Consider the following 10,742-nt stretch of genomic DNA (forward strand, 5'->3'; position numbering starts at 1 on the left):
CCACAAAAACCACAATAAAACCAACAACAACAGATATCGTGGGGGCGGGTTTAGAATCAACCACAACAACCACCAAGCCCTAAACAAAACACCCCCAAACCACCCAAACCCACCCACAAAAACCCACTTTCAAACACCATCCCCAGATAAGGTAGGGGCGGGTTTAGACGCTACCTCAACACCATCAACCGCCAACGCCTCAACAAAAACCGCCCTCACCACCCCAACCAACCCCACAAAACCCACATTCAACCCACCATCCCCAAATAACGTAGGGGCGGGTTTAGACGCTACCTCAACCACATCAACCCCTAACGCCCCAACAAAACCCGCCCTCACCACCGCAACCAACCCCACAAAACCCACATTCAACCCACCATCCCCAGATAGCGTAGGGGCGGGTTTAGACGCTACCTCAACACCATCAACCCCTAACGCCTCAACAAAACCCGCCCTCACCACCCCAACCAACCCCACAAAACCCCCATTTAACCCACCATCCCCAGATAGCGTAGGGGCGGATTTAGACTCTAACTCAACAACATCAACCGCCAACGCCTCAACAAAACCCGCCCTCACCACCCCAACCAATCCAAAAAACACCTTTAACCCACCATCCCCAAATAATGTCGGGGCGGGTTTAGACGCTAACGCAACAACATCAACCCCTAACCCCCCAACAAAACCCGCCCTCACCCCTCCCCAAACCCGACTAATTACCAATCAAGGATTCCCCACAATCCCCGTTTGGCAAGGGCGCGACGAACTTCTTACCCGATTAACCGCCAAACTCCGCCAACCGAATACTCCCTTAAAAATATTGGCATTAATCGGACAAGGCGGAATCGGCAAAACCAGTTTAGCGGTGAAACTGCTGGAAGCGTTAGGAATTGAATTATCCAGCCGCACTCCAGTCACCCATTGTCCCTATCCCTTGGTGATATATTTTCAGGTACAACTGGGAACCAGTTTTGATGACATCACCGAATTTCTGTTACGGGATGGATTCGGGATTGACACAAGGGAAGGGTTACAGCGTAGCGAGGAAAAGATTGCCAAAATTATTCAGGGATTCGCCCAACAACCCTGCTTATTCCTACTAGATAACCTGGAAACTATCTTACATCCCGCCAACCATCCCCAAGCCAGACAAGCCATGTCCCCAGAGTGGGGTCAATTCCTCAACGCTTTAGTCTATCAACAGCATCAGTGCCAAACCATTATAACCAGTCGAGACATCCCGGCTGATTTCACTGATCCGCGTTATGAGAATACAGAACCGGATTCAGAATTAGTACAGATTGAAACAGTAACGGGTGTGGCGACAAAGGCGGGGGTAGAAATTCTGCGCCAGCGTCATTTACGGGATAAAATAGCCGATTTGCAGTGGGTATCAGCCAAAGTTGAGGGACATGTTTTTCTATTAACCCAACTGGCGGCGGTAGGAAAAGGGAAACCGGGATATCTACGGAAGCATCCAGAGTTGGTGACGAAAAAGGCTGAACCGATTCTCCGAGAACAATTGATGCGACAAAATGAAGCAGCGCGAGATTTACTGCGTCGAATGTGTGTGTTGCGGGTGGGGATTGATTGTCAGGGGTTAACCTTTTTGCGGTTATATCAAGAGAATGATTCCCGGTTTGAGAAGGCTGTACGAATGGCAGAATCGGTGAACTTTACTGAAGAGGAGATTGGCGAAACTGAGGCGATTATTGGGCAATTAGTGGATAGTAGTTTAGTCCAGAGTCGCTATGATGAGGAAAACTGTGAAGTCTTGTATGACTTACATCGGGTGATTGTCGAGTTTCTACAAGCAGACTATAAACATGAACTGCAAAAGCTATGGAAAATAGCCTATAACTTCTATTCCCTTGTCAAGAAGCCAGATAATCCTCAAACAATAGAAGATTTACGTCCTGTCTTAGAGTATCAACATTTCGCTTTCAAGCTGGAAAACTACGGTGAAGCATACAATCTACTCGATAATCACCTAAAAAAATACCTGAGACGGTGGGGGTATTGGGATTTGTTTAAGAACCTATATGAACAGTTACAACCTCATGTTGATGAAGATACGAAAGCCTACTGCTTGATGGGGATAGGAGAAATGTATCGCGATTTTGGTAATTTGAGCCAAGCACAACTATATTTACATGGGGCTTTGTCCACCTCTCAAAAGCAGCATAATAAAATTTATATTGCTAAATCCCTAAGTATGTTAGGAGATATTGAATGTCTTCGGTATAATTCGGAAGAAGCAGAGTGTCTTTATCAAAACAGCTTAGAGATATATAGAGAATTAGGTGATCAACAAGGTCAAGCAATTTCCTATGGTCAGTTGGGAAATATCCAAGTTAACCGAGGTGAGTTGGATCAAGCAGAGCAACTTTATCGGCAATATTTACAAATCATGGAAGAGTTGAATCAGCGTGATGAAATAGCAACAGGTTACGGTTGTTTGGCAGATATCGAGAGCAATCGTGGCAATTTCAAGGAAGCCGTTCGCCTGTATCAGCAATCGTTGAAATTAAGGATAGAATCAAATAATAAACTGGGAATAGCCGAGTCTTTTGGCTGTATGGGACATATACAACGTGCTTATGGCAACTATGATGAAGCCGAACAACTTTATCAGCAAGCACTCCAAATAATGACAGGATTAGACAAGGGCGATGGTATTGCGTTAGGAATTTATTGTCTTGGAGCAAATGAACTGGCAAAAGGAAATTTGCCGAAAGCAGAATTACTATTAAAAGACGCTTTAACCAAAATGGAAAAATTGGAAATAAAACATTATATTGCCAGGGTCAACTATGAGTTAGCAAAACTTGAACGTCAGCGCGGTAATATTGACCTTGCCGAAAACTATTACAACACAGCCCATCAACTCTTTGGGCAATTAGGGGCGGTTAAAGATTTGGAGAGGATTCAGCGGGAGTGGCTGAGTCAGGACGATTCTTAACTTGGGTGCTAGTCTATGGGTGGTGAAGGGTTTGTGATAGTGTTATCCTCGTCAACGGGATGCGATCGCAAGTGTATTGTAACCCGCGCAGGCGGGTTTTGTTTGTGTAGCTGCGGTTTCTAACCGCCCAGCTTTTTGTGATCACAATCCTCATCAACGGGATGCGATCGCGCTTCGGTTAGGGCGCACGTCTATGTGTCCCTACAGGATTGTGGTATTGTTGTCCTCGTCAACGGGATGCGATCGCGCTGAAGCGCAACTACGAACGGTCCGAGGTATGGAACCCGATCGTGGTTTTCCCAGCTCCCAGACGTGCCGTGGCACGTTTCACCCTGAATTATTCGCCTCCAAATTGTTGGCGCAATTCGGCTATTTCTGTATCCTCTAACTTGCGAAATAGGGGAGGTGGAACCTCAAAAGAACGACCGGCTGCCAAGGCATTAAAATCTACCGCCTGAGTTAATTTTTGTGTTCTCTCTGTGTCTGATAACTGCAACGCATCAAATATTTTCTCGGCGGTAAACGGAATAAATGGATTCGACGCGATCGCATACAGCCGAATCAGATTAATCGAGGTGCGAATCACTAACGCCGCTTCTTCCTTATTTTGCTTAAACAGCGCCCAGGGTGCGCGTTCGTCAATATATTGATTCCCCACTGTCCACAGCGCACATAAGGTTTCGGCGGCTTTGCGAAACTCGATATTTTGCAGGCAATTACTCAGTTTCGCTGTCAAACTTTCACAACTTTCCTGCAACCGTTGTTCCACCTCTCCCGGTGTTCCTCCTTCTGGAATCACTCCTTTAAACCGACTATTGGCAAATTTGAGTATTCGGTTGACAAAATTCCCCAAATTGTCTGCCAAATCCTTGTTTATTTTAATTTGAAATAATTCCCAGGTAAACGCTGAATCAGCCGATTCTGGAGACATGGCAATTAAGGCATAGCGCCAGTAATCAGCGGGTACAATTTCTAAGGCTTGGTCAGAAAATATGCCACGTTTGGAACTGGTGGAGAATTTCCCGCCATAATAGGTTAGCCAATTAAAACCCTTAATATCATCCGCCATTGTCCAAGGTTCCCGCGTTCCCAGAATCATCGCGGGCCACATAATTGTATGGAATGGCAAATTATCTTTTGCCATGAATTGAATATGGCGAATATCTTGGGCATCATACCACCACGGCTTCCAGGCATCGGGTTCCGATTGCTGACTTGCCCATCCTTTGGTAGCAGAAATATAGCCAATGGGAGCATCAAACCAGACATAAAATACTTTACCCTCAAATCCCGGACGGGGTACAGGGACACCCCAACTTAAATCACGGGTAATGCAGCGGTCTTGTAATCCTTCATTTAACCATTTCAGAGCAATGGATTTGGTCAGAGTTGTCCATTCTTGCTGATTATCCACCCAGGAACGTACTTCGTCACTCAGAGTAGTCAGCTTTAAGAATAAATGTTTAGTGGTGCGGACTTCTAGATTTGTACTCCCGGAAACCGCCGAACGGGGTTCGATCAAATCCGTGGGATCTAATACCGAGGTACAATTCTCACACTGATCGCCTCTAGCGCGATCGTATCCGCAATGGGGACAAGTTCCAATAATATATCGGTCGGGTAAGAAACGATTATCTTCATGAGAGTAAACCTGACGAATTTCCCGTTCTTCCATGAAGCCATTTTCGTCAAGGCGTTGATAGAAATGCTGGGTTAACTTATGGTGATCTGGGGAGGAAGTACGACCAAAATAGTCAAAAGAAAGTCCAAACCCGCGATAGATTTCGGCTTGCCGTTCGTGTTGTTTTTGACAGTAGGTGGTGACATCTAATCCGGCTTCCAATGCGGCTAATTCCGCTGGTGTACCGTGTTCATCGGTGGCACATATAAACAGAACCGATTCGCCTTCCTGTCGCAGGAAACGGCTATAGACATCAGCCGGAAGCATAGAACCGACTAAATTTCCCAGGTGTTTAATCCCATTGATATAGGGCAACGCACTTGTAATCAGATACCGCATAAATTTTACTTAGGGTGTGTTAAAGGGTACAGCGTTAGTATCAGCCAAGAACTCAAGTTCTTGGCTAAAAGCTTAAGTCCATTAAAATGGACTAACCTGTTTTAAGGTTTGTAGTCAGCGATGTGAGCGTTTAGGGCGAAGACAGCGCAACGATGAACTAGGAGTGATTTAATGTCACGCTCCTTAAGTGAAATGTCGCCAACTTGAACGCCAAGAAATAAAATCGAGCTTACTCGGTCAGTCGTTGAACCCGTTTTAACGGGTTTAAGCTTTAAGCCAGAACTTTAGTTCAGGGCTGACTGGAGCCTGCTATTCACCTTAAGACTATTGTGCGTCAAGTTATGCCAGATGTCTTCACAATCCCATCTTCAAGATAGGTTACTCGGTCAGCGACATCCAGGATACGGGGGTCATGAGTCACCATCAGTACTGTACACCCTTCTTCCTTTGCCAACCGCCGCAATAATTCAATCACCCGATGTCCGCTGGTTGAGTCTAGTGCTGCCGTGGGTTCATCTGCCATGATAATCTGAGGATGACCCGCTAAAGACCGTGCGATCGCGACTCGTTGCTTCTGTCCCCCCGACAAGTTAGCCGGACGTTGATTGGCGTGCATCTCTAATCCAACGTGTTCGAGCAACTCTTGTGCCTGATATCGCGCCTTCGTCCCGCGAATCCCTTTAATATTCAGCACAACTTCTATATTCTCGGCTGCCGTTAGCGCCGGAAACAGGTTAAAATGCTGGAAAATAAAGCCAATATTATTGCGCCGAAAGCGGGCTAGCTTGGCGCTGGACATTTTGGTTATCTCTTCTCCCAGTAGGTAGACCTTGCCCAATGAAGGGGTCAGTAGTCCCGCCAGAATAGAGAGGAACGTGGTTTTCCCCGAACCCGATGGTCCCATGAGGATTTGAATATTGCCGCGCTGAATTTGCCAGTCAATCCCTTTCAACACTTGATAGCGCTGATTGCCGGATTTATATTCCATCGTTACGCTTTCAGCAATGATGGTATCCCATTGCTTCGGTTTGCGATCGCTTGAGCGCCGATCAAGCTGGTTTCGGCTTTTTATAGACACAACCACATTGATATAAGCGACAGTCAGGGTCTATCTGTAAAGAAATATAACATAAATAGCCCAAGTTAAACTCTCTTCAGATAAAGAGCCATGTCTGGATGATAGCGAAACCTGACGGATCAAATCAGTTGCTGGGTGATACTTGTGAGACTGTCAAGGTGTGGCTTGAACAGGGGGATTGATACCAAGTCCGCTGTTGAAAGCCCCTTGAGTTCATAAATTGTTTTTAGAACGAACTCAATTAACGATTGCTATTCATTACTAAATATAAAGTTACATCACCGCTTGACTAATTTGAGAATTGTTAATCTTTTTCAATTAGACTTGACGAGCGGGTTGAATCTGATTAAAGTCGGTGATCATGCCATAAATGTGTATTGTGAGTATTGTGAGTTAGGTTGCCTAGCCAAGTGAATTGCCCCATGCCAGACTGTAGTGAGTGGTGTGACACCTAACTTGAAGACCTCGGAGGGGCATCATCCTTGCGTCCAGAGAACCCAATCTATTTTTGTGTCATGTCAGTAGGGTGGGATTGTTAGCCTAGAAAGAGTGAGTGCGATCGCAGCTTAATAGATGTGTTAGATCCAATATATAGATCTGGCAACGAAGCGAGTAGTATTAAACGTCCCTTTGAAACCCAACCTGTGCTGGGTTAATGAATCAGCCATGAACAGAGTACATCTTTTAACCGCCGCTGTGACCGGATTTTGGCTTTGGGTTTTCAACCTGGGTACATCCTCTGAAGTCCTAGTTCTGGCGCAGCCGATTACCCCAGCAGACGGTACAGGGACAATTGTCACACCAGATGGGAACCGCATCGACATTTCCGGTGGGAGTCTGTCTGGGGATGGCAAAAATCTCTTCCACAGTTTCCAGCAGTTTGGCTTAGATGCCAACCAAATCGCCAACTTTCTGGCAAATCCTAATTTAAACAATATCCTTAGTAGCGTCGTGGGTGGTGACGCCTCTGTGATTAACGGGTTGATTCAGGTCACCGGAGGCAATCCTAACCTATATTTAATGAATCCGGCTGGGATTATTTTTGGTCCTTCTTCCCAACTCAATGTCCCTGGTGACTTTATCGCCACCACCGCCGACGCTATTGGATTTGGCGATGATAACTGGTTTAATGCCATAGGCGGGAATGATTATCAGAACTTAGTCGGAACACCCAACCAATTTGCCTTTGATGGAACAGAGGCGGGAAGTATTGTTAATGCAGGGGACTTAGCGGTATCAGAGGGAAAAAATTTAACCCTACTGGCTGGCAATGTCGTTAATACCGGGAAACTAACTGCACCAGGGGGAAGCATTACCGTTGCAGCCGTTCCCGGTTCCAATTTAGTCAAAATTTCTCGACCTGGAGGGTTACTATCTCTGGAGGTTGAACCACCGAGGACGCCAGATGGGGAAGTGTTACCAGTTCAACCTGGGGATTTAGCTGAATTATTAACGGGTTCAGGGGAGGAAGTTGATACAGGAGTCGAGGTTAACGAATCGGGCGATGTACAACTAGCAGATACTGGAGTAACCTTACCAAAAGAAACAGGAGTTGCTATTGTTTCGGGTGAAATTAATGTTTCTAACGTCGGTACACCCTCGCCCTCATCCTCAACCGGAGGCGAAATTAATGTCATTGGCAATAAAGTTGGTCTAATTGCCGCCAATGTAGACGCATCAGGAAGCCATGGCGGGGGTACTATACGAATTGGCGGCGGTGAAAAAGGACTTGAAGCGATTCCCAATGCTGATGTTACTTTTATTAGTGAAGACTCAAGGATTAACGCCGATGCTTTAGATGAGGGCAGTGGGGGTCGAACCATTGCTTGGTCAGATCAGACCACTCGTACTTATGGCCATATTAGCGCTCGGGGTGGAGAAAATGGGGGCAACGGAGGTTTTGTTGAAACCAGTAGTGCGGGATTCTTAGATGTTCCTTTTGCTCCCGATATCACAGCACCTGCTGGGGATGGGGGAACCTGGTTAATTGACCCGTTCGATATTACGATTAGTACGGCGGATAATACCATTGGTAATATTAGTGGCACCGCACCTGATTTTAAGTTTACGGCGGCGGCGAATGGCTCAGTACTTAATATTAATACCCTCTTAGCTGGCTTAAGTATGGGTAATGTGACTGTGGATACAGGAGCCGGAGGTATGCCAGATGATGGGAATATCACCCTAGCAACTAACTTGGATTTCAACACCAGGGGCGTTAAGACTCTAACTTTGATAGCGGCTAAAAATATTGTCATCAACGGGCGGATATTTGATAGCGATACGACAGCTACACCTGGGGATGGATTGAGCTTAGTTTTCGATGCAGGGGGCGCTGTCGAACTCAATCAAAGTATTTCAACCGGAGGGTTTGACCTCACAATTACAGCCAATGGCGCGATTACTCAAACGGCTGGAACGTTAAATATTGGTGGTAGAACCCGGTTAGCCGCAGGTGCAGGGAATAACATCACCCTCAACAATAACGGTAATAACTTTAATGAGGTTTTAGTCACCAGTGCTAACAATGTCTCACTCAGAGATGATATCAATGATAATAACATTGCAATAAAGCTAGGAAGCACCGCTACTACTCCACCAGCTTTTAACATTTCTGGTACTCTTAACATCACGGCTAATGGCGATATCACTGACTTGAATAACCTCACTGTTGGAGGTGGCACCGTATTAAATGCTACTGGGAATGATATTACCCTAGATAATGCCAACAAGTTCAGTACAGTAGCCGTCACAAGTGGCGCAAATGTTATCTTAAACGACAATAATGGGATTGATTTAGGCGCTTCTAGTATTACTGGCACATTCGGTGTGACTGCCGGGGGTAATATTACAGACAGTGGCAACGTCAATGTTACAGGTGACACCACATTGAATGCTAATGGCAATGATATTACTTTAAATAATGCCAATGACTTCAGCACAGTAGTCGCCAATGGCAGAAACGTTAGCTTAAACGACAGCAATGGGATTGATTTAGGCGCTTCTAGTATTACTGGCACATTAGGTGTTACGGCTAGGGGTGCGATTACCGATAGTGGCAACCTGAGTGTTACGGGTGGCACGACGACATTGAATGCCAACGGCAATGATATTACCTTAAATAATGGCAATAACTTCAGTACAGTAGCCGTCACAAGTGGCGCAAATGTTACCCTTAAAGACAGCAATACGATTAATTTAGGCGCTTCCACAATTACGGGGAATTTAGGTGTGACTGCCACCGATGTAAATATCAATGGTACAGTTTCAGCGGCAAATGCCACCTTCCAACCAAGTAGCGATACCTCAACGATTGGTATTGGTGATAGTGCGACGGGTACTTTTAACCTGAATGCTACAGATTTAAGCAACTTAAAATCGACTGGCACAGTCACAATTGGCAGTGATACTGTAACAGGAAAGGTTACGATTAACGATGTTGACCTGAGTGGTGAGAACTTTAACCTGATAGTAAAAGGTGGTAATCCAACATTCACGGGTATTCTCAACCTACCGAATAACCTGAATGTCACGGCAACAACAGGCAATATTAGCCAAAACAGCGGTACGGTAACAGTAAATGGTCAAACTACACTGGCAACAGGAACCAGCAATGATATTACATTTGGCAATACTACCAATAACTTCAACACAGTAGCCGTAACCCGTAGCAGGAATGTTACCTTAAACGACAGCAATGGGATTAAATTAGGCGCTTCTAATATTACTGGCACATTAGATGTTACTGCCGGGGGTAATATTACCGATAGTGGCGACTTGAGTGTTACAGGCGACACGACATTGGATGCCAACGACAATGATATTATCTTAGATAGCGCCAATAATAATTTCAGTACAATAGCCGTCGAAGGAAAAGACGTTACCTTAAACGACGAGGATGGGATTAATTTAGGGGCGTCCAAAATTACGGGGAATTTAGGTGTGACTGCCACCAATGTGAATATTAATGATACAGTGGAAGCGGCAAATGCCACCTTCCAACCCACTGACTCCACCTCAACCATTGGTATCGGTGATGGTGCGACGGGTGATTTTAACCTGAATACTACAGATTTAAGCAATTTACAATCCAATGGCACAGTCACAATTGGCAATGGTACCGTTACAGGAGACGTTACGATTAACGATGTTGACCTGAGTGGTGAAACGTTTAACCTGACAGTACAAGGTGGCAATCCCACATTCACTAATACTATCAACCTACCGAATAACCTGAATGTTACCGCGACAACAGGAAACATTACCCAAAACAGCGGTACGGTAACAGTAAATGGTCAAGCTACACTGGCAACAGGAACCAGCAATGATATCACATTTGCCAATACTACCAATAACTTCAACACAGTAGCCGTAAGCAGTGGCAGAAACGTCACCTTAAACGACAGCAATGAGATTGATTTAGGTGCTTCCACGATTACTGGCACATTAGATGTTACTGCCACTGGCGAGATTACCGATAGTAGCAACCTGAGTGTTACAGGTGAGACGACATTAAATGCTAATGGGAATGATATTACTTTAAATAATGCCAATAACTTCAGTACGGTAGCCGCCAATGGCGCAAATGTTACCTTAAACGACAACAATGGGATTGATTTAGGCGCTTCTAATATTACTGGCACATTAGATGTTACTGCCGAGGGTAATATTACCGATAGTGG

At 45.4% G+C, this 10,742-nt stretch carries 5 protein-coding genes; 2 read left to right on the plus strand and 3 right to left on the minus strand.

Annotated elements, in window-relative coordinates; translation table 11 throughout:
- Positions 1-129 precede the first annotated feature (129 nt).
- Positions 130-723: a hypothetical protein gene (locus tag RIE73_RS31550; protein WP_446404923.1), complete on the minus strand. Its 594-nt coding sequence runs from the start codon at positions 721-723 to the stop codon at positions 130-132.
- Positions 724-820: 97 nt separating this feature from the next.
- Here RIE73_RS31550 and RIE73_RS31555 point away from each other — a divergent pair, with 97 nt between their 5' ends.
- The gene (locus RIE73_RS31555; protein WP_446404924.1) at positions 821-2,962 is read left to right on the plus strand and encodes a tetratricopeptide repeat protein; all 2,142 of its coding nucleotides are present in this window, start codon (positions 821-823) and stop codon (positions 2,960-2,962) included.
- Positions 2,963-3,299: 337 nt separating this feature from the next.
- Here the strand turns inward: RIE73_RS31555 and metG are convergent, their stop codons facing one another.
- A complete protein-coding gene (gene metG / locus RIE73_RS31560; protein ID WP_446404925.1) occupies positions 3,300-4,982 on the minus strand; it encodes a methionine--tRNA ligase in 1,683 nt (560 codons plus the stop codon).
- A 334-nt stretch (positions 4,983-5,316) separates the two neighbouring features.
- Complete coding sequence (locus RIE73_RS31565; RefSeq protein ID WP_446404926.1) at positions 5,317-6,066, minus strand: ABC transporter ATP-binding protein; 750 nt, start codon at positions 6,064-6,066, stop codon at positions 5,317-5,319.
- 660 nt (positions 6,067-6,726) lie between these two features.
- Between RIE73_RS31565 and RIE73_RS31570 the strand changes: the two genes are divergently transcribed.
- Positions 6,727-10,742: beta strand repeat-containing protein (locus tag RIE73_RS31570; protein ID WP_446404927.1), on the plus strand; the 4,016-nt coding region annotated here is incomplete at its 3' end.

This window comes from Coleofasciculus sp. C1-SOL-03 (genome assembly GCF_040220555.1).
Lineage (GTDB): Bacteria > Cyanobacteriota > Cyanobacteriia > Cyanobacteriales > Coleofasciculaceae > Coleofasciculus.

What these genes read in the sequence shown, in the direction of transcription:
- metG (WP_446404925.1), bottom strand. Translation starts at nt 4,982, where the DNA reads ATGCGGTATCTGATTACAAGTGCGTTGCCCTATATCAATGGGATTAAA.